Origin of the sequence: Corynebacterium sp. MSK071, from assembly GCF_030232125.1 — a bacterium.
GTDB lineage: Bacteria > Actinomycetota > Actinomycetes > Mycobacteriales > Mycobacteriaceae > Corynebacterium > Corynebacterium kefirresidentii.
Map to the genome: position 1 here is coordinate 103,302 of NZ_JASPJA010000002.1, position 22,745 is coordinate 126,046.

Sequence of the window (22,745 nt, forward strand, 5' to 3'; positions counted from 1 at the left end):
ATACGAGGTGGAGCTGCGGTGTAAAAGCGGGTGTCCCCGTTGTGTAAGTTGTTGAATCAAAAATTTGCAACATTTACAGAATCGCTAACCTTGTTATTACTGGTCGACCTGTAGAAATATCCGCAAGGCGGCTCCGTGGCTGGTAAGTGTGGCGAATTAGGCGTCAAAAAGGGCAGACATTTGAGGAGTGGCCCTCTAGACTGAGATGCGGATCACCCAACAGGAGGCGTTGCATCGCGGCGTCTTCCGAGCTGAAAGGAACACAGAAGTGGCTAATCCCGCGCTTCCATCGTTCAAAAAGATTCTGGTAGCCAACCGCGGCGAAATCGCCGTGCGTGCATTCCGCGCTGCCTTTGAAACTGGGGCAAAGACCGTCGCGGTCTACCCTCGTGAAGACCGTAACTCCTTCCATCGTGCCTTTGCAGATGAAGCCGTCCGTATTGGTACCGAGGGGCAGCCGGTAAAGGCTTATCTCGATATCGATGAAGTTATTCGCGCCGCGAAGAAGGCGGAAGCGGATGCTATTTACCCCGGCTACGGTTTTCTTTCGGAGCGCGCGGATCTCGCTCGTGCCTGTGAGGACAATGGAATTAAGTTCATTGGCCCGACCCCATCCACACTGGATTTGACTGGTGATAAGGCTGCAGCGGTAAGCGCGGCGAAGGAAGCTGGGCTGCCGACGTTGCAGGATTCGGAGCCATCGACGGACGTCGATAAGCTGGTGGAATACTCCAAGGATTTCAATTTCCCCGTATTCGTTAAGGCCGTTGCCGGTGGTGGCGGGCGCGGAATGCGCTTCGTAGAATCCGAAGATCAGCTGCGCGAGAAGGCTGCCGAGGCCTCCCGCGAAGCGGAAGCCGCTTTCGGCGATGGCAGCGTCTACCTCGAGACCGCGGTAATCAAGCCACAGCACATCGAGGTGCAGATTCTGGCTGATAGCCAAGGCAACGTTATTCACCTCTTTGAGCGTGACTGCTCCGTCCAGCGCCGCCACCAGAAGGTAGTGGAAATCGCCCCAGCGCCGACGCTAGACCCAGAGCTGCGTGACCGCATCTGCCAGGATGCGGTGAAGTTCTGCGAGCACATCAACTATGAGGGCGCGGGTACCGTGGAATTCCTCGTGGATGAGCGCGGCAACCACGTCTTTATCGAGATGAACCCGCGTGTGCAGGTTGAGCACACCGTGACCGAGGAAATCACCGGCGTCGACATCGTGAAGGCCCAGATGAATATCGCAGCCGGTGCCTCGCTGGAGGATATTCACCTCTCCCAAGACAAGATTTCCATCACCGGGTCTGCCCTGCAGTGCCGCATTACCACTGAAGATCCGAATAATGGTTTCCGCCCGGATACCGGTACGCTGACCGCGTATCGTTCGCCGGGTGGCGCTGGCGTGCGTTTGGACGGTGCAACTTCTGTGGGCGCAGAGGTATCGCCGAACTTCGACTCCCTGCTGGTAAAGATGACCTGCCGCGGCGTCAATTTCGAGCAGGCCGTGCAGCGCGCCCAGCGCGCGCTCAACGAGTTCCACGTCTCCGGTGTGGCCACCAATATCGGCTTCTTGCGCGCCCTGCTGCGCGAGCCGGACTTCACTCAGACCCGTGTGGACACCGGCTTCATCAACGCGCATCCGCACCTGCTCAAGGCGCCGCCCGCCGTCGATGAGTCTGGTCGAATCCTCGAGTACATTGCGGAGACCACCGTTAATAAACCCAACGGCGAGCGCCCGACGGCACTTCGTCCCTTTGACAAGCTCCCCGAGCTGGACCTTTCCGAGCCGCTGCCACGCGGTTCGCGTGATGATCTGCTCGAGTTTGGTCCACAGAAGTGGGCAGAAAAGATCCGTAAGCAGCACGCACTCATGGTTACGGACACCACTTTCCGCGATGCCCACCAGTCCCTGCTGGCCACCCGCGTGCGTAGTACTGCGCTGGTTTCCGCCGCCGAGGCTGTCGCTCGCATGACCCCTAATCTCTTCTCCGTGGAGGCATGGGGTGGTGCGACTTATGACGTCGCCATGCGCTTCCTCCACGAGGACCCCTGGGTACGCCTAGACATGCTGCGCGAGGCTATGCCGAACCAGAATATCCAGATGCTCCTGCGCGGCCGCAATACCGTGGGCTATACCCCATACCCGGATTCGGTCTGCCGCGGCTTCGTCCAGGAAGCAGCCAAGTCGGGCGTCGATGTCTTCCGCATTTTCGATGCACTTAACGACGTCTCCCAGATGCGCCCCGCCATCGAAGCCGTCCTCGAGACCAATACCACCGTTGCTGAGGTGGCCATGGCGTACTCCGGCGACCTTTCCTCACCGAAGGAGAACCTGTACACGCTGGATTACTACCTCAAGCTGGCCGAGCAGATTGTGGAGTCCGGCGCCCATATCCTCGCCATCAAGGATATGGCCGGTCTGCTACGCCCTGAGGCCGCTTCCAAGCTAGTTATGGCGCTGCGCAAGGAATTCGACCTGCCGGTGCACGTCCACACCCACGACACCGCGGGCGGGCAGATGGCTACTTATTATGCGGCTGCGCTCTCTGGTGCCGACATCGTCGATGGCGCCTCCGCACCACTGGCCGGTACTACCTCGCAGCCATCGCTGTCTGCGCTTATTGCTGCCTTCTCCCAATCCAATCGGGATACCAGCATTGACCTGCAAGCGGTTTCCGATCTCGAGCCGTACTGGGAGGCCGTGCGCCAGCTCTACGCCCCGTTCGAGAACGGCATCCCTGGCCCGACCGGTCGCGTGTACAAGCACGAGATTCCAGGCGGTCAGCTCTCCAACCTGCGTGCCCAAGCCGTTGCTCTTGGCTTGGCGGATCGCTTCGAGGTCATCGAGGACACCTATGCAGCGGTCAATGAGATGCTGGGCCGTCCGACCAAGGTCACCCCGTCTTCCAAGGTTGTAGGTGACCTTGCCCTGCACCTTGTGGGTGCAGGCGTAGACCCTGATGACTTTGCTGCCAACCCGACCAAGTTCGATATTCCGGACTCGGTCAACCAGTTCCTGCGTGGCCAGCTCGGTACTCCTCCGGGCGGTTGGCCGGAACTGCGCGATAAGGTGCTCGACGGTCGCGAGGCGACCGGCGCCCAAATCAGCGAAGTTCCTGCTGAGGAGCAGCCACACCTCGAGTCCGATAACTCGGAGGAGCGCCGTGCCTGCCTGAACCGTCTGCTTTTCCCGAAGCAGTTTGAAGAATTCAACGAGTTCCGCCGTAAGTACGGCAATACCGAAGCACTTACGGATACCACCTTCTTCTACGGTCTGACTGAAGGCGAAGAAAAGGTCGTCCACTACTTCCCAGAGGACTCCACCGATCGCGCAGACCTCAAGCAGGTCGTGGTGCGTCTCGACGCCGTGGGTGAGCCGGACGAGAAGGGCATGCGTAACGTGGTTCTCAACGTCAACGGCCAGATCCGCCCAATGAAGGTGCGCGACGAGAACGCCGAATCTACGGTCGCCACCGTAGAAAAGGCCGACCCCTCCAACGAGGGCCACGTCGCCGCACCATTCGCCGGCGTGGTCAACCCGACCGCCAAGCCTGGCGACGAGGTAAAGGCCGGCGACCAAATCGCCGTCATCGAGGCGATGAAGATGGAAGCATCCATCTCCGCCACCAAGGATGGCGTGGTCGAGCGCGTGGCCATCGGCCAGGCCACCAAGGTTGAAGGCGGCGACCTCATTGCCGTAATCAACTAGTCTGCACACTTAAACGCCCCGCTTCCTTCGATTTATCTCGAGGCAGCGGGGCGCTTTGGTGTCTAGCTGTGGTGAAAATCAACGATTTCGCCCGTCCAAATGACCAAAACCGTCGACGAAACCGTTGGTTTAGATGGACGAAATCGTTGATTCGCGATGATATCGGAGGCTTGTCTTAGTCTAAGATAGCGGGCAATGCTAAAGAACCAACCAAGATGAGTGCTACGAGGCTGAGAAAGACTTTGGCCTGCCACCGGGCATAATTGAAGGACATTCCCGTACCGAAGCGCTTGTCTACCAGTACCGCCGGATCATCCGGGTTGTAATACATCACACCCCATTTATAGAGGTGGTCATTGTCCGGCGATTCATTGTCTTCATCGGGAAAGCGGATTCCACGCAGTTGCTCAGACAATTGAGATTGCTTGTAGAGAAGAAACGCAACCAGTCCGATGCTGCCACCGACGGTAAGAACCAACATCGTGATAACGGCGGCGCCGGTGAACCGTTGAAATTGCGGTACAGGGCCGGTTACTTGTAGGAAGGTCATGCCGGCACACACGAGCAGGGTGAGAACTCCCATTCCGGTGTTCGTGAAGGCGAGGTTTGCTTCGTTGCGCAGTCGCGCTTTAATGCTGCGTTCTGAACGTGGGGATACCTCACTATGTGCGATAAAAGAGCAGATGACGGCGAAAAGAAAGAGCATTCCTAAGGCGGTGAATGAGGTAAAAAATACGCTGCCGATATTCTTTTCGCTCCAATTATCTGCCTCCATGGAAGAATTCCAGTGCACTGGAACGGGGGCAGGAATATCGGACCAGTGGGAAGCGACGATGATTACACCGGCCGCGATGCACAACAGGGAAGAGAGCATGGTTACCCATGGAAAAGTCGGCGTAGGGAAGCCGTCGAAGTTGGGCGTGCCAATGGATTTGTGGGAAACACGGGCAGCGATGGTGGTTTCCACCTCGTCGAACCAGCCGCCCGCTTTTTAGCGGCGATGATGCGGCGGCGCTGGGATAGATAAGCCCACATGCCACCGAGCGCTACCACGAGGGAAGGTACGGCGGCTAATAGCGGTAGTTTCCAGGCAAAGAGGGACAGGACCGTCGCCGCAATGCCACAGGTCCACGTTCGTACCTTGAATCCGGCAAGGGCGGAGGTAACGGCAGGATCGGAAAGATAAGCCTTGGGTACGCGGACGCCGAGCGGTGTGCCAGGTGAGGCCAGGGAGGGCGTTTGGGCCATAATCCAAGTGATAGCAAGGGTGGTGGCGGCCATTAAAAGTGTGAAAATCATGACGATACTTCCAGGTCATTAAGGGTGGAGCTGAGTCGAGCGTGTAGCTCATCTGGGCTAAAGCCCTGTGCGCGGGCTAGTGCGACTATGCGGCTTAATTGCTCTTCCAGTTGTTTTTCTTGCGCGGTGGTGCGAGCACCAGGCCGGACGATGGAGCCGGAGCGGCCAGCGGTTTCTACGAGGCCATCGGAAACCAAGAGGTCGTAGGCCTTCTTCACGGTGGCGGGGTTAATGCCTATATCCTTGGCAACGCGGCGGACGGGATCTAGCTTGTCGCCATCGGAAAGTTGTCCGCGAGCGATAGCCACGACGATTTCATCGTGAATTTGTTGAAATACGGGGACGTCAGATTCGGGGTTGAGGTTAATAAACATGTGTCACCTCCAATCTCTTTTGTATCACTTACAGTAACACAATCTGTATTGCTTAGTGTAATACAAAATAAGATCACAAAGAAACCCCAGGTATGTGTGACTTAAAGCAGTGATATACCTGGGGCGTTGAGGCGAGGAGACTAGAGGAAAAGGGCTACTGCGATGGCAGCAATACCGTAGCTCCCGCGCATGAAGTAACCGAAGACCTCGGGAGAGAAGGAGGCGCCGAAGCCGCCGGTATCGATGATATTCATGGTGGTCACACGTGTGGGGCGGGAACGTTTAAAGGCGGCGTAGGTAAGCCCTAAACAACACGCTGCGAGCGTGATCAAAGACAGCTTCCACACCAAGGCGATGAAGGTGGTGCCAAGAACTGCGGCACCTGCGGAAGCAGCCAAGGGTAGCCCCCAGTCGGGCCAGGTGCCGTCGGTGATGCGGCCAAAGGATGCAGCGCGGCCGGTGGCGGCGCCGACAATTGACCATGCGGCAGCGAATCCTATGAGCGCCAAGCTGCCGAGTTGTGGGGCAAGCGCTAGGGTCAGCCCCATGACGGCGACCGCACCGAGGGGGATGTACCACCGGCGATACAGGCGCCAAGCAAAAAGGAGACTGAGCGAAGCCGTGGCACGCGAGCGCGGGCGCAGGCGCGCGGATTGGGAGGCGATGGCATCGGCAGAAACCTCAGAATCCAGTAGCCCAAAGGAGGACGAGCCGATGGCACGGGTACGGCCCGCGTGAAGGAGCGAGGCGAGATCGAAGGACCGCCAGCCGATGACAAACCGCAGCAGGGGTAGGGTTATCGCCGCATAGAGTGGAAGATGCAGTGACGTGCACAGGGCGAGGCCAAGGAGGCTTATGCCGGCGAGTTGCGCAATAGACAGCTTATCGACGCCTCCCATGCGCCCCCGCGGCCTATCCGCATAGACCCAACGCCCGAGCGAAAGGCTGCGCAGCGGATAGAGCGCCTCGAGGAGAACGATGAGGGCGATCGAGCCGAGCCCGGCGCCAATGGTCGCGGTTGCGGGCAGAGCAGCGGCCGTGCGCTGTGTTAGCGAGGGCAGAAGCGCTGCAGCATTGTGCCAGGCGTAGACGCTGACGCTCGCGATAAGTGCCGCGATGAAAGTGTAATAGATGGCTGAGGAGGCTGTGGAGAGAAGTTTCATGAAATCTCCACCACCTCGTCGCAGGCATCGAAGATGGCTGGAGAATGGGAAGCAAGTACAACACAGCGGCCATCGGCTGCGAGGTGGCGTAGCTCCTCGGCCAAAAAGTCGATCCAGGTGTGGTCGAGGTGGCGTTCGGGCTCGTCGATAAGCAGGGCTTTGGCCGGCTGATAGAGCTGGGCTGCGAGGTAGACGCGCTGGCGCTGGCCCGAGGAAAGATCGCTGACCGCAGAATTCAGGATGGCTTGGTCGAGGGCCCAGAGCTCATGGATCTCGGTAAAGTCCACGCCGGTCCGGCGGGATAGCACACTAAAGTGCTCACCCACGGTGAGGTCGGGGAGAAAGACTGGGTCCCCGACGGAGATGACGGAACCGGCCGCCGCAGCGCTACCGGGCGCGGCACCGTCGATGAAAACGGTGCCATTTAGTGGGGCAATCTCGCCGCTCAACGTCTGCAGCAGCGTAGATTTACCCGCACCATTCGGGCCTTTCAGGCCGTATACGCGACCGACATCAAAGCTGCGATTTAGGTGCCCCAAGGCGGCGGAATGTCCGTAGTCTGCATCTATTGTCAACATTGTTGCCAGGTTAGCAGACAGGCGGCTGGACCCTGGGGGGGGGCTAAAAGCGGCGGAAGAATTTACCTGGGGCAAGCTCCTCGAAACCAGGTAGGGGCGTGGCCGACGAGATACCAGGAGCGGTCTGCTCGGCCGCGAGGTCGATGGCGTTGCTAATGAGCAGGGTGCGGGCGGCTGGATCGTCGGTGGCGACGACGAGCTCGGGGATTTCCTCGGGATCGAAGGGGGTGAGCCAGGCGGCGTCGTCAAGCGGGTGGGCTAAGGGATCGCCCAAGAAAGCTGGGCCTTTGTCAGCGGCGGGGTAGTAGCGCAAAAGCGCGGCGCCGCGGGGAGCAGTGGTGGGATCCTCGTTCGCGGACATGGGCAAGGCGAGGACACCGCCGTCCACGATGGGGGACCACTCAGAGATATAAGAAGGGAAGAGGACCGCGAGATAATCACGATCCTCTTCCTTGGCCAAGCGTACGCCGAGGGAAGAAGCAGTCATTCTTCCAAGGCTAGCGGGGTAGGCTACTTGATTTCCAGCAGCACGCTGCCCTTGGTGGTAGAAGCGCCTGCTTCTACTGCCAGACCGGTAACGGTGCCGGCCTTATGCGCCTTGACGGGATTTTCCATCTTCATGGCCTCGAGAACGAGGAGGACCTCACCTTCGGCGACCTCCTGGCCCTCTTCCACATTGACCTTGATGACCGTGCCCTGCATTGGGGAGGTAACCGCATCGCCGGAAACGGCGGCCTTGGCGCCGGAACCCTTGCGCTTTTTCTTTTTACGTGGGGTGCCGTTGGCACTGAAGGACGCGGGGAGGGCTACCTCGATACGTCGGCCGTCGATCTCCACGGTGTGTACCTGGGAAGGTTCTGCCTCGGCGGCTTCGGCATCAGTGGAATCATCGTGGGCGGGAAGCTGGTTATCCCCTTCCTCTTCGATCCACTTGGTGTAGACGCCGAAGTTGCCATCTACTGCAGTGAAAGCTGGGTCAGCAACGATAGCCTGGTCAAACGGGATAACGGTGGGCAGGCCCTCAACCGTGTACTCGGATAGGGCGCGGGCGGAGCGACGCAGTGCGGTCTCGCGGTCTGGCCCCCAGACGATGAGCTTGGCCAGCATGGAATCGAACTGTCCACCAATGACGGACCCCTGGACGACGCCGGAATCTACGCGCACGCCCGGACCAGCTGGTTCGGAGTACTTCACGATGGTGCCGGGGGCTGGCATGAAGTTTGCGGCGGCATCCTCACCGTTGATGCGGAACTCGAAGGCATGGCCGCGCGGGGTGGGGTCTTCCTGCAGGGAGAGCTCGTGGCCCTCAGCGATACGGAACTGCTCGCGCACGAGATCGAGGCCGGTAGTTTCCTCGGATACGGGGTGCTCCACCTGCAGGCGAGTATTGACCTCCAGGAAGGAAATGAGGCCATCGGCGCCCACCAGGTACTCAACGGTGCCGGCGCCGTAGTAGCCGGCCTCGCGGCAGATGCGCTTGGCAGACTCGTGGATGGAGGTGCGTTGCTCATCGGTAAGGAAAGGCGCGGGGGCTTCCTCGACTAGCTTTTGGAAGCGGCGCTGCAGGGAGCAATCGCGCGTGCCGACGACCACTACGTTTCCGTGCTTATCTGCCAGCACCTGGGCCTCGACGTGGCGGGCCCGATCCAGGTAGCGCTCTACGAAGCACTCGCCGCGGCCGAAGGCGGAGGTTGCCTCACGGGTAGCGGATTCAAAGAGCTCGGGGATTTCCTCTGCGGAGTAGGCCACCTTCATGCCGCGGCCGCCGCCGCCAAAGGCAGCCTTGATGGCAACGGGAAGGCCGTATTCCATGGCGAAGGACTGCACCTCATCGGCGCCAGCCACCGGATCCTTAGTACCCGGGGCCATAGGGGCTTCGGCGCGCTCGGCGATGTGCCGCGCGGTGACCTTATCGCCCAAGTTGCGGATGGACTCAGGAGAGGGGCCAATCCAGGTCAATCCGGCATCAATGACGGCCTGAGCAAAGTCGGCGTTTTCGGATAGGAAACCGTAGCCCGGGTGGATGGCATCCGCGCCGGATTTTTCTGCGGCCTCCAGAATCTTGTCAAAGACGAGGTAGGACTCGGCAGAAGTGGTGCCCCCGAGTGCAAAGGCTTCGTCGGCAAGCGAGGCAAAGGGTGCCTGGGCGTCTGGCTCGGCGTAGACGGCGACGGAAGCAATGCCAGCGTCGCGGGCCGCGCGGATCACGCGAACGGCGATCTCACCGCGGTTCGCTACGAGAACCTTTGAGATCTTTTTGGTTTCTACTGCCACGGCAGCAACCTCCTGAACACATTAGGTTGAATACGCAATCTATTCTTGCACACAAAAGCATGAGTTAATTTTCACGCACGCAAGGGGGACATTTTTGAACAAAAATAAACCCACATCCAGTGTGGACATGGGCTTATACGGCTAAACCGAAAAACTAACGCTCAATCGGCATTTTCACCATATTGCCCCACTCAGACCACGAACCATCGTAGACCTGCGCCTTTGTGAATCCCAAAAGATGCGTGAGCACAAACCACGTATGCGCGGCTTGGGCGCCTACGTGGGAATAGAGGATTGTGGCAGATTCAGGCTCCAACATTCCGTAATTGACCTGAAGCTCTTCGGCCGAGCGGAAGCAGGAGTTGGGGTAGGTGGAACGATCCCACTCGAGGTTGATCGCGCTAGGGATATGGCCGTGGCGCATGGTGGTGCCGTAGGCGGAATCGCCATTGGGATCGTGTTCGGTGGCCTCGCCCGCAAACTCTTCTGGGCTGCGGGTGTCTACGAGCGTGCCTTCGGTCTCGCGCACCTGATCTACGAAGGCGCGCAGCATAGAGTCATCGCGGCTTACTTCGGGATATTCGGATGCTGGGAAGTCTGGAACCATGAAAGAGGTATCGCGTTCCTCGGCCATCCACGCATTGCGGCCGCCATCGAGCAGGCGAACGTCCTTGTGCCCGAAGAGGGTAAATACCCACAGGGCGTAGGCAGCCCACCAATTGGACTTGTCGCCGTAAAGAACAATCGTATCGTCGGCGTTAATGCCCTTCTCTCGCATTAGGGAAGTGAATTCTTCTCCGTCGATGAAATCACGGGTAAGTGGGCTAAGTAGTTCCGTGCGGAAGTTAATGCGGGTGGCAGTGGGGATATGGCCAATGTCATAGAGGAGCGAGTCTTCATCCACCTCAATAACGCGCAGGCCTTTGATGCCTAGGCGTGCGGACAGCCACGGTGCAGACACGAGGCGTTCGGGATGTGCGTATTCCTGGAATGGGGGATAGGGATCAACGTCAGCCACTGTCCGCCTGCCTTTCCTATAAGGGTTAATAATTCGCTCCCACCACTTTAACCCGATTTTTCCCGTGATGATCACTCGGGCATTATTCCTGTGGCCTGAGATACAGGTTTTAACCGGTGATTGGGGCTGCCGGCCGGCGGGGTTAAAGGGAGGGGGCAGTTGGGCGCGCGGAGGAAGAAGAGCTGGGATAAACTCGGGATATGGTGCGACAACGTGCTATGAACACCACCTATGAAGGGAACTGCAAGTGCACAAGGCAATTGTTGTATTTGAGGTAGAAGGCGGCTCGGATAAAGGCGCAGATGGCCACCGCAAGGACACCATGCCAATCGTCAATGCGATCAAGGAACAAGGCTGGGAGGCAGAGGTAATCTACTTCCATCCGGACAAGTCTGAAGAGATCTACACTCAGGTTTCTGAAAACTTTGATGCCTATATCTCCCGCGTCAACCCCGGCAATATCCCCGGCGGTGAGAAGGGCTACTTCGAATTGCTGAGCAAGCTGGCAGATGCCGGCCTGGTAGGTATGTCCACTCCGGCGGACATGATGGCCTATGGCGCCAAGGACGCACTGGTCAAGCTCAATGACACCCCGCTAGTGCCGGACGATACTGCGGCGTACTACGAGGTGGAAGAGCTGCATAATACCTTCCCCACCTCCTTGTCCTATGGCGAGCGCGTGCTCAAGCAAAACCGCGGTTCCACGGGTGAAGGCATCTGGCGCGTGCGCCTCGCGGACCAGGATCTTGCCCAGTCCGTTGAACCGGGGACCGCACTTCCGCTCGATACCGCTTTGAAGTGCACTGAGGCAGTGGATAACCAGACCCATGACTACAAGCTGGGCGCTTTCATGGACTTCTGTGACCAGTACATTGTGGGCGATAACGGTATGCTGGTGGATATGCGCTTTATGCCGCGCATTGTAGAGGGCGAAATCCGCATCCTGCTCGTGGGCAATGAGCCGGTATTTATCGTGCACAAGAAGCCGGCGGAGGGCGGCGATAACTTCTCCGCTACGCTCTTCTCCGGTGCCAAGTACACCTACGATAAGCCGGAATCGTGGCCGGAACTGCTGGAGATGTTTGATAAGGCGCGCCCCGTTATCGCAGAGAAGCTCGGCGATACCAAGGATGTTCCGCTGATTTGGACTGCGGACTTCATGCTTGATGACGCCCCCGATGGCACCGACACCTACGTCCTCGGCGAGATCAACTGCTCCTGCGTTGGCTTCACTTCCGAGCTGGACATGGGAATCCAAGAAAAGGTTGCCGCCGAGGCGATTCGTCGCGTGCAGGACGCGAACGCCTAGCGCACGCTGTATCCTGCCAAGTAGCCCCACGGGAGACCGTGGGGCATTTTCCTACCATCCCTAAAACATTTTGAGGACCGCATAATGGCTGATAATGACTTCAATTCCGACGGTTTCCCGAAGGATTTTTCCCCGCGCGATTTTTCCGAAACTCCGCACCACCGCGCTGGGGATGTTGCGAAAAACGCTGAGGGAGCCAGCGCTGCCGAGGTGAATGAGACCAAGGAGTTTGGCTCTTTCGATGTAAATGAAACGAAGTCATTTGGTCACACTGATAAGTTTGGTGATTCTGGAAACTCGCGGGATCTTTCCTCTCAGAAGCCAGCCGAGGAGGACAGTTCGACTGCTTCTGCGGCATCTCCAAGTACCGGCAACTCCGATTTCTGGGCCATGCAGTCCTCCGCCGCAGGTCAGGGCGCTGCCTCCCGTGCGCATAACCCATTCACGGATTCGGCATCAACGGACGCTGCTGCGAACGGCAACCAATTCGGTTCCGTCCAGTCCACGAACGAGCAACCGGCTTTTGGCGGTTACGCTCAACAGCAGAGCACGGGCCAAGGAATCGGAGAGTTCCCTTCGGTTAGCGCTGCTCCTGCCGATTCTGGCCAAGATCTGGGTAATAAGAACAGTCGCATGAGCGGTGCTCTCAAGGGCTTGGCCAAAAAGGATGGGCTCTTGGGCGGACTTTTTGAATTCGAGTTCAAGCACTTCTTGACCATCACCCACGTGAAGGAGATCTATAAGGTCGCCATGATTCTTGGTGGAATCATGTGGATTCTGCACCTTCTCGGTGCCTTCTTATTCGCTACCGGCATGGGCATTTATGGCATCCAGGAGGACTCCGCGTCCGCCATCTTCGGAAGCATTTTTGCTTTCATCTTCCTAGCGGTCCTGAGCACCATCATCTTCTACGCTTTTATGGTGGCTATCAGGCTGTTTCTAGAAGCCATGGTGGCAAACGTGAGGATCGCCCAAAACACCGGCGATATCCTCGACAAAATGGACTAATCTTTTGTGATGAGTGGCTCGCTGAACAAAGCGAGTGGCAATGCGAGAAATGAGGAACGCCCCAGCAGATTGCGCTGGGGCGTTTGGCGTAGAGTCCTAGGCCTTTTGCGGGCTGGCTAAAGGCTAGTCGTAGGTTCCGAGCTGGTAACTGGGAAGATCAACCCACATCTTGTTGAATTCCTCGACTTCACCAGAAATTGGTTCAACGGTGTCGCCTTGTGCCTGTAGGCGCACGGTGTGGTGCGCGGTAATGCCCTCCGCGGTGGAGCGACTGCGCTCTCCCCAGGTGAAATCGACTTGGTTGTCGGAGACTGGGGTGACGCTTTCTACCCTGTCGAAGACGGACATGTCCTTGGCCGGGGCGCCGTTGACATAGAGGGCTAGCCCATCAGCAATCGAGGCACCGGTGCCTGTTGGGCCCTCCACATCGCCCATTGAGCCGCGGAAAATGATCCAGCTGATCGTGGCGCAGGGGTCGTAGGAGTTGTCGATATCGGCGATCCAGTAGTTGAAATCGCTGCCATCGTCAGCGGGCATGCGCCCAGGTGCGGTGCCAGAGGCATAGACCGTGCGCGGGTCGTTGGGCAGTTCTGTGCATGTGCGGTCTTTGCCTTTTTCCTGTTGCTGCGTGGTGGCCTTTTCACCTTTGTCGGTTGAGTCTGACGGGGATGACGCCTTAGTAGCAGCGGCCTCGTCTCCTGCGGATGCTTCAGTCTCGGCCGGTGCTTGGCTGGAAAAGACTGGCTGTTCGGAGGAAGAAGAATCTTCTTGGGAACTGCAGGCGCTAAGCGCTAGTGGCAGGGAGGTGGCAAGTAGTAGGGCGGCAGAGAATCGCCGTAAGCGGCGAGGAGGCACGGCAGGCATGGCGGCTCTCCAACTCTAGTCGAGGAGGGTGGCGACGCTGTCCGGGTCGGCGTCGGAAAGCATTTGGCGAATGCGGTCGTACTCATCGTCCTCGCCGATGGCCTTAGCGGCATGGCCGAGGGCGGCGATGGCGCGCAGCACGCCCTGGTTCGGTTCGTGGGAGAAGGGGACCGGGCCCCAGCCCTTCCACCCATTCCCGCGCAGGCGGTCCAGGCTACGGTGGTAGCCCGTGCGCGCGTAGGCGTAGGCGGTGATGAAAGCGGCTGGCTCAGCGCCCTCCTGCTGCTTAAGCTCTTGCTCAGCAAGCAAGGCCCACAGCAGCGGAGAATCCGGATGGGCAACGATGCCGGCGGCGAGATCCGAGGTGGAGTCCGCACCGGGATCGGCTGGCAGCTCAATGGGTTTCGGGGCAAGCATGTCTTTCATTTCCATGCCACCCCACTGTAGCGACGCCGGCGCGCAGCTACCAGAAATCGGAGACGTTAAGGTCAAATGAATACAGCGCGCGGCGCACCACCGGCAGGGAAAGCCCAATAACGGAGGAAGGATCGCCTTCGATGCGGTCAATGAACCAGCCGCCCATTGCCTCCAAAGTAAAAGCACCGGCGCACTGGAGTGGCTCACCGGATCGGGCATACGCTGCGATATCGGCTTCGCTGGCGTGGGCAAAGTGAACCGTGGTGGTAGATGTTTCCACATGGCGCCTATCGCCAAAGAGGAGGCAGTGGCCGGTAAGCAGCTCGGCCGTGCGGCCGGCTTGCTGGTGCCAGCGTTCGATGGTGGCTTCCTCGGTGTGCGGTTTGCCTTGTAACTCGCCGCCGAGCAACAGCATAGAATCGCCGCCGATGACGGGCTCGGTGGGGTAGCGCTCGGCCACCTTTTCGGCCTTGGCTGTCGCTAGGGCCGCCACGATATCGGCCGGTGGGCGGCCGGCGAGCGAGGCTTCAAGGGAGCGTTCATCAATGTCGGCCGGTTCCAAGACAGGTTCTACGCCCGCGCCGCGCAAGATGGACGCACGCGAGGGCGATTGGGAGGCGAGGATGAGCCGCATTAGAAGTACCGCACTGTATGGAAAGCGGAGGGATTATAAATGCGCTGCGACCCAAAGCGCTCGAAGCGCTCAGCCGGGTTGCCCCATTCATTGCGCTCGCCGGTAGCACCCGAGTGCTTTGCACTCATCTGCGCCAACACCGTGCGCAGGGCCGCGAGCTCGTCTTCAGTGGGATTGCCCTTTACTACCTTGATTTCAGGCGTAGACATCTCGCCTCCTAAACAGTTCCGTGCTTCTTGGGTACCTGCGCCACGGCCTTGCGCTCTAGCAGACGCAGGCCTTCCACCAGGTAGTGGCGGGTGGCGGAAGGCTCGATGACATTATCGGCCAGCCCGCGCTCCGCAGCGGCATACGGGTGCAAGAAGAGCTCGTCCATCTCTTCTTCCTTTTCCTCAGAGCCATAGATGGCCAGGGAAGCCTGGGAGGCTTGGGTGACGGCAATTTCTGCGGTGGGCCACGCGTAGACCAGGTCCGCCCCCAGGTCTTTTGCACCCATAAATACGTAGGCCGGGCCAATAGCCTTGCGGGTAATTACAGTGAGCTTGCCGACGCTCGCTTCGGCCTGCGCATAGGCAAACTTCGACGCCCTACGAAGCAGGCCTGCCTTTTCCTCTTCCGGGGTAGGCACAAAGCCTGGGGAGTCCACGAATTCCACGATGGGAGTATTGAAGGCATCGCACGTGCGCACGAAGCGCGCGGCTTTTTCTGCGGCGGCGGAATCCAGTGCACCGGCCAATGCTAGCGGCTGGTTGGCAACGATGCCGACGGTGCGGCCATCGATGTAGGCAAAGCCAGTGACGATATTTTGGGCCGCTTCTGCAGAGAGTTCGAAGAATGACCCCTCATCGACTACAGCCTTAATGACATCGTTTATGTCATAGGCCTGCGCGGCGGTATCCGGGATGACGCTATTGAGATCAAAGTCCGCGACGCTACCGGCATCCACACGCGGCGCCTCTGCGCGGTTATTGGCGGGGAAGTAAGCCAAAACGTCGCGCACGAGGGACAAAGCCTGCTTGTCGTCGCTGGCCACCAGGTGAGCGGTGCCGGACTCTGCGTGGGCTGCGGCGCCGCCAAAGGTCTCTGGCTCCGCGCCGGCCACGTGGCTGGCAGCCTGGTGGAGGGCGGTGCCTTGGGTGACTATGAGCACATCAGCAAACGTCGGCGCGAACGCCGCAATGCCGCTGGTATTGCCCGCGATAACGGAGATCTGCGGAATGAGGCCCGAGGCTTGGGAGACACGCGCCATGAGGCGGGCGTATCCAGCCATGGTGACGATGCCTTCTTGTACACGCGGGCCGGTGGATTCATAAATGCCGATAACGGGAACACCGGTCTTGATGGCGAGGTCATAAATCTTGGTGAGCTTTTCGGCATAAACCTCACCCATCGTTCCATCGAAGATTTCTCCGTCCTGGCTAAAGACGCATACGCGGCGGCCATCGATGGTGCCGTAGCCGGTAACCACGCCATCTGTATAGGGGCGGTCATGCTCGCGGCCGAAGTCGGTGGAACGGTGGCGGGCCAGTGCGTCCGTTTCCACAAAGGAGCCCTCATCGAGCAGCTGCGTCACGCGGGTGCGGGCGGCCGGCTCGCCTTCTCCCAGCGGTGCGCGGGACTCGGCAAGCTTGGCGTCCAGGTCCTCGATCTTGCCGGCGGTGGTTTTCAGGTCAGTCATAGGCCCCCACACTACTAGCGCACCCCGGTCAATGCGGAATGAAAGGCAGCAAGAGCGAGGAGTGAAAATCGTTTATGTGGTACTTGCCACCGCACCGTGGACTAAGCATTAAACCTGGGAATTCCTTGAATGGCACCCCGCTCGCTTACCCTATTGTGGGGGTGGTGACCAGTGTAAACATTTTAGGGCGCTGGGCAGGTGAGCGCTAATTGTTGCACCTCAAGGGAGGTAAAAAGATTAGAAAAGTTTTCATTCAACTATTGATGTGAGTCTTGTAATCCCTTATTATTATCTGAGTCTTCATGAATGTTTCCCCTGTTTTTTAACGATCTATTAAGGACGGTCTTCTGGTGATTAAAAAGGGACTGCGCTTGCTCGCACCGCTCGCCGTAGCGACTCTCTTCACGCCAGTGGCGCACGCGGGAGATATTCCCCCGATGCCGCAGGCATATCCCATTTCCAACCTCTATAAGAGCTGCAGTGCCGCTGGCGACAATGTCGAGCGCGAATGGCGCTTTGCAGAAACCGGCCGCCGCTACATGAGCGATGGCACCCTGCAGTTCAAAAACACCACCAATCAAGAAGTGCCCTACACCGCCGAGGTAGAAACCGGTACCAATCACGAGATTGATGCCAATTCTAAGGCCAAGCTGCCTTCTGGTTGGGACACCACCGCCAAGTCCGATATTGGTCTGAAGATGACCAATGGTTGGCGCGATAAAGAAACTTTCGGCCCAGTGAAGCTGAAGCCGGGTGAGTCCTTCCGCGTCGAGTACGGGGTCATCGAAAAGGACTTCATCTCCATGTTCGTGGGCTGCAATGATGACCGCCTGGAAAACATCCCGGGTGCCAACGTCATCCGCGGTAAGGGCCCGGCCGAGCGTTACGCCTTTGCCTACATCATTAAGGCAGATGGCTCCGTGTCCGATCTGGCCATGGAAATTCCTTCCCGCTCTCCGGGGGCAAACTCCAAGCCGATCGAGGGTAACTACACCTCCGTATCCGGCCCGAGCCTAGAAAAGATTGCCGATCCTAAAAAGGATGAGATCATGCAGCCGGCCGCGGAACTGCAGCGCGATCCATCCTGGCCAAAGGAAGGCGATAAGTGTGAAGCTGGCGATACCTCCTGGTACCCGCTGGACATCACCGCTGTAAAGCCGACCTACCGCAAGGCCGGCTACTCCACCGACTTCCTCAACTGGTCTAAGGGCGATTATGAATTCGCCCCGGTGACTGACTTCGTTGTTGGCGCCGAGCACGCCCCGTACACCAACTGGCAGGGCAACCGCGGCGATATTCCGAAGGGCTGGCTTGAGTCCGTCGGTGCCGTAAAGCGCGCCTACATGCCGGTCGGCACCGAGCTCAAGCACGTTGACCTCAAGCCAGGCGAGCGCGTGCGCGTGGAGTATGGCACCACCATGACCCGCATCAACTACCGCGAGATTCACTGCGGCAAGAGCGGAAACTACGACCTCACCTCTAACTACAAGCAGACCTCCGCCCCGAGTGGGTTCTGGGCAGAGGCCAAGATCACCGATAAGGCCGGCAATACCCGTACTGAGGACGTCACTCCGGACGAATTCCGCGACCTGCCGGTTCCGACCCAGACCATCTACTAAACCCCACCACACCTACACAAGGAGAAAGTTCCATGTTCAAGTCCAAGATTGCTTCTACCACCGCGGCTCTCGCCGTTGCCTCCGGCCTGATCTTCGCTCCGGCCGCTAACGCCCTACCACAGCGCGACCTAAGCCCAGCTAACCCGACCACCATCGGCGAGCGCTGCTCCAACCCAGGTGACACCGGCCAGACCGTAAAGATCAAGCGCACCTATTTTGATGGCTCCGCCGGTTCCTGGACTGTGTCCAACTACAACGATGAGCCATTGCCTGTCACCCGTTCAATCAAGGAGACCAAGACAAAGACTTGGAACGTGTCTGCTGGCGTCGATTTCAAGCTGTTGGATCTCATTAATTTCACCTTCTCTTCCAGCTACACCGATAGCCAGTCCTACGAGGTAGGCGAACAGGTTGGTCCGTACGACATTGCTCCGGGCAAGACTGCCGTGCTGCGCGCCGGTTGGCTTGTTTCTGATTTCGAAGGTCAGAAGACCGTGTGTGGCTCCGACCACAAGTGGCAGGCTAATGGCGGCACCTTCACGGCTTCTCTGCCGAAGGAACGCCACGTCGAGGTTTCCACTCGCGATAACAACGATTGGGGCTAAACATGAGCAAGACGTCCATCGCCAGCGCCCTTGCGGCGCTGAGCCTGGTGGCCGCTCCTGTTGCCCACGCCGCTGATTTCGGTGGGGACTTCGAGCTGCCCCAGCGCTGGAACGACGATTATAAGCCGGGCACGCATTGCTCGACACCGGGTGAAAACGGCACCTACGTCACCGCAAAGCGCCGCTGGTTCAAACAGACTGATGCCACCAGCGTGGCCAACCGCAACGACGAAGAAGTGCCGGTCAAGCACACCGTCACCAAGGCCCGCACCCAGACCATCGAGGTCTCCGGCTCCGTTGAGGGTACCGGTGATCTGGCCAAGGTGTTGACCAAGACCTATGGCTTCAACTACGTCAGTGAGCAGCACTGGAAGCTAAACCAGGTGGTTGGTCCGTACACCCTGCCAGCGAATTCGCAGGGCAAGCTGGTGTGGGGCTTTACCATGCTCGATACTGACGGTCAGGACGTTCGTTGCAACTCTGACCAGCAGTGGGAAGCCCAGGGCAAGCCGTACTCGGCCTCCGTGCCAGAAGCGCGCTACTCTGAGCTGCGCTTGGAAGACGCCCCTGAGTGGAACTAATCCACCCCATTAAGGAAGCGCCTCGCCAATCTGAAAGGACTGGCGAGGCGCTTTTCTTTCGGCTAGGCGCTTTCGGAAGCTTGAGTCGAGAGGACAGGGGTTAGGCAGGTAGCCAAGCGTAGCCATAAGGGCCAAGCTCCACCGGTCCGAGATCGATGGAGCGATCGCTGAAATTGTGCAGGCACAGCAGATCGCCGCGTTGGTAACCAAGGACGGCCTCTTCGCCGGTCTCAACCGGCTCACACGGCGCGGTACCGAGATCAGAGTGGGCATGGCGCTCGGCGATCATGGAGCGCACAGTATTGAGCAACGAGGCGGCGTCTTCAATCTGGGCGGCCACAGACGTTCCGCCTACAACCGGCAGCCGGGATGGCGCATTGATGCTGAAACCGGCGTGTTCGGAATCGTCCCACTGCATGGGGGTGCGCACCGCATAGCGGTCTGGGAGTGTCGTGTCATCGAGCATGCCAATCTCATCGCCGTAGTAGATAAACGGTGCGCCCGGCAGGGTCATCAATAGGGAGAACATCAGCTCCACCTTGCGGCGGTCGCCGTTCATCAGTGGCATAAGCCTGCGGGCAATACCCACGTGCGCGCGCATACTGTCTTCTGGCAGGTACTCCTGGTACATCAGATCTCGCACGGTATCGTCCACCATTTCCAAGGTGAGCTCATCGTGGTTGCGCAGGAAGGTACCCCACTGGCAGCCTTCCGGTAGGGAAGGCAGTTCGTCGAGGATGGAGTAGACCGGGGTGGCGTCGCCAAGCGCCAAAGCCTGATACAACCGCGGCATGACCGGGAAGTTGAAGACCATGTGGAAGCGCTCGCCCTGGCCGTAGAATTGCATGGTTTCGGCCGGCGGCTGGTTGGCCTCCGCGATGAGCACGGCATCCGGGTAGTGCGCGTCCATGAAGGAGCGAATCTTTTCCACAAACTCGATGGTCTCCGGCAAGGATTCGCCGCCTATACCATCGCGTTCAAAGAGATAAGCAATAGCATCGAGGCGCAGACCGTCCAAGCCCTTGTCCATCCAGAAAGACAAAATTTTGAATACTTCCTCCTGCACGGCCGGGTTATCGTAGTTCAAATCCGGCTGGTGGGAATAAAAGCGGTGGAAGTAGTACTGGCCGCGCTTGTCATCCCAAGTCCAGTTGGAAGTCTCCACGTCAGTGAAAATGACGCGGATTTCGGGGTAGCGCTCCGTGTCATCGCCCCAGACGTAGAAATCGCCATAGGGGCCTGTGGGATCCGTGCGGGAGGCCTGGAACCATGGGTGATCGGAGCTGGTGTGGTTGAGCGCCAAGTCCGTCATAATGCGCATGCCGCGGCGGTGCAGCTCCGCAATGAGCTCTTCAAAATCCTCCATCGTGCCATAATCTGGGTGGATGGAGTAGTAGTCCGCAATATCGTAGCCATCATCGCGCAAGGGGCTGGCATAAAACGGCGAAAGCCACAGGCAGTCCACGCCGAGCCATTGAAGGTAGTCCAGCTTATCGATGATCCCGCGCAGCGTTCCTACCTCCTTATCACCATCGGCCTTAAACGAGCCGACGAGGGCCTGGTAGAAGACTGCATTGTGGTACCAGCTCATGAAAGGTCCTTTCTTTTGGCCCGCCAGGTTAGGTAGGTAAGAAGGCACAGTACTCCGGCCACGAGACCGGGCCAGATGGCGGGGGAGTCGTGAAAGAGGTTGATGATGGCCTGAATAACCGCGAGGATGCTGAAGAAACCAAGGAAGCCCAGCGCGGTATCCCACAGCATGGCCCTGCGCATTAGGCCTTGACACCACCTGCGGTCAGGCCAGCGACGATGCGGTGCTGGAAGATGAGCACCATGATGACCAGTGGGATGGTAACCAGCGCGCCAGCGGCCATGGTCGCGGCATAGGGGTACTCAAAGGCCGAGGGGCCGGAGAAGCGTGCAATGGCCACGGTCACCGGCTCAGTATCGGTGGTGGAGAGCTGCTTGGCCAGCATGAACTCATTCCACGTGGTGATAAAGGCGATGATCGCGGTGGTAAACAGCGCTGGCGCCGCCAGTGGCAATAGCACCAAACGGAAAGCTTGAGAACGCGAGGCTCCATCTACCCGGGCTGCTTCTTCCAGTTCCCAGGGAAGTTGGCGGAAGAAGCTCAGCAGCGTATAGACCGTGAGAGGAAGCGCAAAGGAAATATTGGGGATGATCATTGCGCGGTAGGTACCAATCCACTCCAGGTTGCCAAAGAGCTGGAAGAGCGGGGTGACCAAGGCAATGGCCGGGAACATGGAGGCGGCCAGAATAATGCCGGTCACGATTCCCTTGCCAGGAAAGTCATAACGGGAGAGCGCATAGGCGGTAAAGACACCGATGAGCACGGCCACCGCGGTGGTAATCAGTGAGATGAGAAGCGAGTTACCGAGCGCGGCAAGGAAGTCATTTCCCTTATCGGTAGCCAAGGCATCGCGGAAATTATCCAGCGTGACATGGGTAGGCCATGGCGTTGTATCAAAGGTGAATCGCTGATCTCGCAGCGCGGTTACCAGCATCCAGTAGAAGGGAGCGAGGCCCCAGAACATGATGAAAATGATGCCGGCGAAGTGTCCGAATTTACGCATTATTTAGCTGCCTTCCTGCCGGAGACATCCGCACCAAGGAAGCGAATGAGGATAAAGGCGACGACGAAGATAAGAAGGAAAATGAGGGTGGAGAGCGCGGAGGCGGAATTGAAGTTGCCTTGGCGCATATCCTCCACCACCAGCTGCGAGATGGTCGCGGTAGGGGAGTTGGAGGAGCTAGAAATCATGATGACCGGCAGGTCATACATGCGCAGTGCGTCCAGGGTGCGGAAGAGTACGGCCACCATGAGCGCCGGGCGCACCAGCGGGAGGGTGATCCGGAAGAACGTCTGGATACGATTGGCGCCGTCCACGCGGGCGGCGTCGTAGACGTCCTTAGGAATCATCTGCAGGCCCGCCAGGATAAGCAGTGCCATAAACGGGGCGGTCTTCCACACATCCGCGATGATGACGGCCAGGCGGGCGTAGAACGGGTCCGTGGTCCAGGCGATCTGTGCTCCAAGCAGCGAGTTGACGATGCCATCCGGGGCAAACATGAACTGCCATAGCTTGGCCGTGACGGCCGTTGGAATGGCCCAGGGGATAAGTACCGCCGCACGCACGAGGCCGCGGCCGCGGTACTCACCATTCATGATGAGAGCCATCAGCATACCCAGGATGGTCTCCAGCAGCACGGTAACGACGGTGAAAAAGAGCGTAATCTTGACTGCGGGCCAGAAATCTGTGGCGATAACCCCCGGTGGGCAGGTGGAAATCTGGCCGGTACCGGAAACGCATCGGTTATTGATCCAGTACAGGTAATTTTCCAGTCCGGCAAAACCGCCTTCCTCAAAAAGCCCCGTCTGCGGGTTGAGGTGCCTATTGCCTTGGAAGGACAGGAAGATGGCGCGGATGATGGGGTAGCCGATGATGACGGCGAGCACGATGAGCGCCGGAGCAATCAGCCCGGCCACGCGCCCGTAATTTTTGCGCTGGGGTTTCGGCGCTCTTGCCGACGCCCCTTTCGGCGTCCCCTTGGACGCAGTCGGCGAAGCTATAGCCACGCTGGTCCGCCTTTCTGTTAAAGAAA

22 protein-coding genes are annotated in these 22,745 nt (G+C 58.8%); 6 read left to right on the top strand and 16 right to left on the bottom strand.

Translation table 11 applies throughout. The features are described from left to right. Positions 1 to 268 precede the first annotated feature (268 nt). The gene (locus QP990_RS01890) at positions 269 to 3,700 is read left to right on the top strand and encodes a pyruvate carboxylase (protein ID WP_023020685.1); all 3,432 of its coding nucleotides are present in this window, start codon (positions 269 to 271) and stop codon (positions 3,698 to 3,700) included. A gap of 175 nt (positions 3,701 to 3,875) precedes the next feature. On the opposite strand, the gene QP990_RS01895 is transcribed toward QP990_RS01890, so the two are convergent. The 8 genes from QP990_RS01895 to QP990_RS01930 form a co-directional block, all read right to left on the bottom strand. Then, a complete protein-coding gene (locus QP990_RS01895; protein WP_284798165.1) occupies positions 3,876 to 4,574 on the bottom strand; it encodes a DUF5808 domain-containing protein in 699 nt (232 codons plus the stop codon). A gap of 2 nt (positions 4,575 to 4,576) precedes the next feature. Continuing rightward, positions 4,577 to 4,981, bottom strand: coding sequence for a hypothetical protein (locus tag QP990_RS01900; RefSeq protein ID WP_284798167.1), 405 nt, complete (start codon positions 4,979 to 4,981; stop codon positions 4,577 to 4,579). Positions 4,982 to 4,995: 14 nt separating this feature from the next. Further along, positions 4,996 to 5,373 carry a GntR family transcriptional regulator gene (locus tag QP990_RS01905; RefSeq protein WP_023020687.1) on the bottom strand — a complete coding sequence of 126 codons (378 nt, stop codon included), beginning with the start codon at positions 5,371 to 5,373 and terminating at the stop codon, positions 4,996 to 4,998. A gap of 140 nt (positions 5,374 to 5,513) precedes the next feature. After that, positions 5,514 to 6,536 (bottom strand): ABC transporter permease, encoded by a 1,023-nt coding sequence (locus tag QP990_RS01910; RefSeq protein ID WP_284798170.1) that lies wholly within the window; start codon positions 6,534 to 6,536, stop codon positions 5,514 to 5,516. Beyond that, entirely contained in the window at positions 6,533 to 7,114 is a 582-nt protein-coding gene (locus QP990_RS01915; RefSeq protein WP_023020689.1) for an ATP-binding cassette domain-containing protein, read from the bottom strand. Before QP990_RS01915 ends, QP990_RS01910 begins: the two co-directional genes overlap by 4 nt. A gap of 43 nt (positions 7,115 to 7,157) precedes the next feature. Further along, a complete protein-coding gene (locus QP990_RS01920) occupies positions 7,158 to 7,601 on the bottom strand; it encodes a hypothetical protein (protein ID WP_023020690.1) in 444 nt (147 codons plus the stop codon). A 23-nt stretch (positions 7,602 to 7,624) separates the two neighbouring features. After that, positions 7,625 to 9,388, bottom strand: a complete 1,764-nt coding sequence (locus tag QP990_RS01925) for an acetyl/propionyl/methylcrotonyl-CoA carboxylase subunit alpha (RefSeq protein ID WP_023020691.1) — start codon at positions 9,386 to 9,388, stop codon at positions 7,625 to 7,627. A gap of 154 nt (positions 9,389 to 9,542) precedes the next feature. Next, positions 9,543 to 10,406, bottom strand: a complete 864-nt coding sequence (locus QP990_RS01930; protein WP_023020692.1) for a sulfurtransferase — start codon at positions 10,404 to 10,406, stop codon at positions 9,543 to 9,545. A 247-nt stretch (positions 10,407 to 10,653) separates the two neighbouring features. Between QP990_RS01930 and QP990_RS01935 the strand changes: the two genes are divergently transcribed. Both QP990_RS01935 and QP990_RS01940 read left to right on the top strand, forming a co-directional pair. After that, positions 10,654 to 11,715, top strand: a complete 1,062-nt coding sequence (locus QP990_RS01935; RefSeq protein WP_023020693.1) for a Cj0069 family protein — start codon at positions 10,654 to 10,656, stop codon at positions 11,713 to 11,715. An 84-nt stretch (positions 11,716 to 11,799) separates the two neighbouring features. After that, positions 11,800 to 12,723 carry a DUF4282 domain-containing protein gene (locus QP990_RS01940; protein ID WP_023020694.1) on the top strand — a complete coding sequence of 308 codons (924 nt, stop codon included), beginning with the start codon at positions 11,800 to 11,802 and terminating at the stop codon, positions 12,721 to 12,723. 123 nt (positions 12,724 to 12,846) lie between these two features. Here the strand turns inward: QP990_RS01940 and QP990_RS01945 are convergent, their stop codons facing one another. The 5 genes from QP990_RS01945 to QP990_RS01965 are packed head-to-tail and all read right to left on the bottom strand — an operon-like array spanning position 12,847 to position 16,316. Continuing rightward, positions 12,847 to 13,587: a hypothetical protein gene (locus tag QP990_RS01945; RefSeq protein WP_023020695.1), complete on the bottom strand. Its 741-nt coding sequence runs from the start codon at positions 13,585 to 13,587 to the stop codon at positions 12,847 to 12,849. A gap of 15 nt (positions 13,588 to 13,602) precedes the next feature. Continuing rightward, positions 13,603 to 14,019, bottom strand: a complete 417-nt coding sequence (locus QP990_RS01950) for a DUF3151 domain-containing protein (RefSeq protein WP_034655777.1) — start codon at positions 14,017 to 14,019, stop codon at positions 13,603 to 13,605. Positions 14,020 to 14,050: 31 nt separating this feature from the next. Then, complete coding sequence (locus QP990_RS01955) at positions 14,051 to 14,638, bottom strand: nucleoside triphosphate pyrophosphatase (protein ID WP_023020697.1); 588 nt, start codon at positions 14,636 to 14,638, stop codon at positions 14,051 to 14,053. Next, a complete protein-coding gene (locus tag QP990_RS01960; RefSeq protein WP_023020698.1) occupies positions 14,638 to 14,847 on the bottom strand; it encodes an acyl-CoA carboxylase subunit epsilon in 210 nt (69 codons plus the stop codon). The genes QP990_RS01955 and QP990_RS01960 overlap by 1 nt, the downstream gene beginning before the upstream one ends. Positions 14,848 to 14,855: 8 nt before the next feature. After that, entirely contained in the window at positions 14,856 to 16,316 is a 1,461-nt protein-coding gene (locus QP990_RS01965; protein ID WP_023020699.1) for an acyl-CoA carboxylase subunit beta, read from the bottom strand. 350 nt (positions 16,317 to 16,666) lie between these two features. Here QP990_RS01965 and QP990_RS01970 point away from each other — a divergent pair, with 350 nt between their 5' ends. The 3 genes from QP990_RS01970 to QP990_RS01980 are packed head-to-tail and all read left to right on the top strand — an operon-like array spanning position 16,667 to position 19,121. Continuing rightward, a complete protein-coding gene (locus tag QP990_RS01970) occupies positions 16,667 to 17,935 on the top strand; it encodes a hypothetical protein (protein WP_023020700.1) in 1,269 nt (422 codons plus the stop codon). Positions 17,936 to 17,967: 32 nt separating this feature from the next. Continuing rightward, complete coding sequence (locus QP990_RS01975; RefSeq protein WP_023020701.1) at positions 17,968 to 18,540, top strand: hypothetical protein; 573 nt, start codon at positions 17,968 to 17,970, stop codon at positions 18,538 to 18,540. Between the two features lie 2 nt (positions 18,541 to 18,542). Then, the gene (locus QP990_RS01980; RefSeq protein WP_023020702.1) at positions 18,543 to 19,121 is read left to right on the top strand and encodes a hypothetical protein; all 579 of its coding nucleotides are present in this window, start codon (positions 18,543 to 18,545) and stop codon (positions 19,119 to 19,121) included. A 100-nt stretch (positions 19,122 to 19,221) separates the two neighbouring features. On the opposite strand, the gene QP990_RS01985 is transcribed toward QP990_RS01980, so the two are convergent. The 3 genes from QP990_RS01985 to QP990_RS01995 all read right to left on the bottom strand — a co-directional run bounded on the left by QP990_RS01985 (position 19,222) and on the right by QP990_RS01995 (position 22,719). Further along, positions 19,222 to 20,712: an alpha-amylase family protein gene (locus tag QP990_RS01985; protein WP_023020703.1), complete on the bottom strand. Its 1,491-nt coding sequence runs from the start codon at positions 20,710 to 20,712 to the stop codon at positions 19,222 to 19,224. 181 nt (positions 20,713 to 20,893) lie between these two features. Beyond that, positions 20,894 to 21,715 carry a carbohydrate ABC transporter permease gene (locus QP990_RS01990; RefSeq protein ID WP_023020705.1) on the bottom strand — a complete coding sequence of 274 codons (822 nt, stop codon included), beginning with the start codon at positions 21,713 to 21,715 and terminating at the stop codon, positions 20,894 to 20,896. After that, positions 21,715 to 22,719, bottom strand: a complete 1,005-nt coding sequence (locus QP990_RS01995; RefSeq protein WP_023020706.1) for a carbohydrate ABC transporter permease — start codon at positions 22,717 to 22,719, stop codon at positions 21,715 to 21,717. Before QP990_RS01995 ends, QP990_RS01990 begins: the two co-directional genes overlap by 1 nt. Positions 22,720 to 22,745 lie beyond the last annotated feature (26 nt).

Coding starts and splice junctions, on each gene's coding strand:
- QP990_RS01895 (WP_284798165.1), bottom strand. CDS start 4,574: ATGCTCTCTTCCCTGTTGTGCATCGCGGCCGGTGTAATCATCGTCGCT.
- QP990_RS01900 (WP_284798167.1), bottom strand. CDS start 4,981: ATGGCCGCCACCACCCTTGCTATCACTTGGATTATGGCCCAAACGCCC.
- QP990_RS01905 (WP_023020687.1), bottom strand. CDS start 5,373: ATGTTTATTAACCTCAACCCCGAATCTGACGTCCCCGTATTTCAACAA.
- QP990_RS01910 (WP_284798170.1), bottom strand. CDS start 6,536: ATGAAACTTCTCTCCACAGCCTCCTCAGCCATCTATTACACTTTCATC.
- QP990_RS01915 (WP_023020689.1), bottom strand. CDS start 7,114: ATGTTGACAATAGATGCAGACTACGGACATTCCGCCGCCTTGGGGCAC.
- QP990_RS01920 (WP_023020690.1), bottom strand. CDS start 7,601: ATGACTGCTTCTTCCCTCGGCGTACGCTTGGCCAAGGAAGAGGATCGT.
- QP990_RS01940 (WP_023020694.1), top strand. CDS start 11,800: ATGGCTGATAATGACTTCAATTCCGACGGTTTCCCGAAGGATTTTTCC.
- QP990_RS01945 (WP_023020695.1), bottom strand. CDS start 13,587: ATGCCTGCCGTGCCTCCTCGCCGCTTACGGCGATTCTCTGCCGCCCTA.
- QP990_RS01950 (WP_034655777.1), bottom strand. CDS start 14,019: ATGGAAATGAAAGACATGCTTGCCCCGAAACCCATTGAGCTGCCAGCC.
- QP990_RS01955 (WP_023020697.1), bottom strand. CDS start 14,638: ATGCGGCTCATCCTCGCCTCCCAATCGCCCTCGCGTGCGTCCATCTTG.
- QP990_RS01960 (WP_023020698.1), bottom strand. CDS start 14,847: ATGTCTACGCCTGAAATCAAGGTAGTAAAGGGCAATCCCACTGAAGAC.
- QP990_RS01965 (WP_023020699.1), bottom strand. CDS start 16,316: ATGACTGACCTGAAAACCACCGCCGGCAAGATCGAGGACCTGGACGCC.
- QP990_RS01975 (WP_023020701.1), top strand. CDS start 17,968: ATGTTCAAGTCCAAGATTGCTTCTACCACCGCGGCTCTCGCCGTTGCC.
- QP990_RS01980 (WP_023020702.1), top strand. CDS start 18,543: ATGAGCAAGACGTCCATCGCCAGCGCCCTTGCGGCGCTGAGCCTGGTG.
- QP990_RS01985 (WP_023020703.1), bottom strand. CDS start 20,712: ATGAGCTGGTACCACAATGCAGTCTTCTACCAGGCCCTCGTCGGCTCG.
- QP990_RS01990 (WP_023020705.1), bottom strand. CDS start 21,715: ATGCGTAAATTCGGACACTTCGCCGGCATCATTTTCATCATGTTCTGG.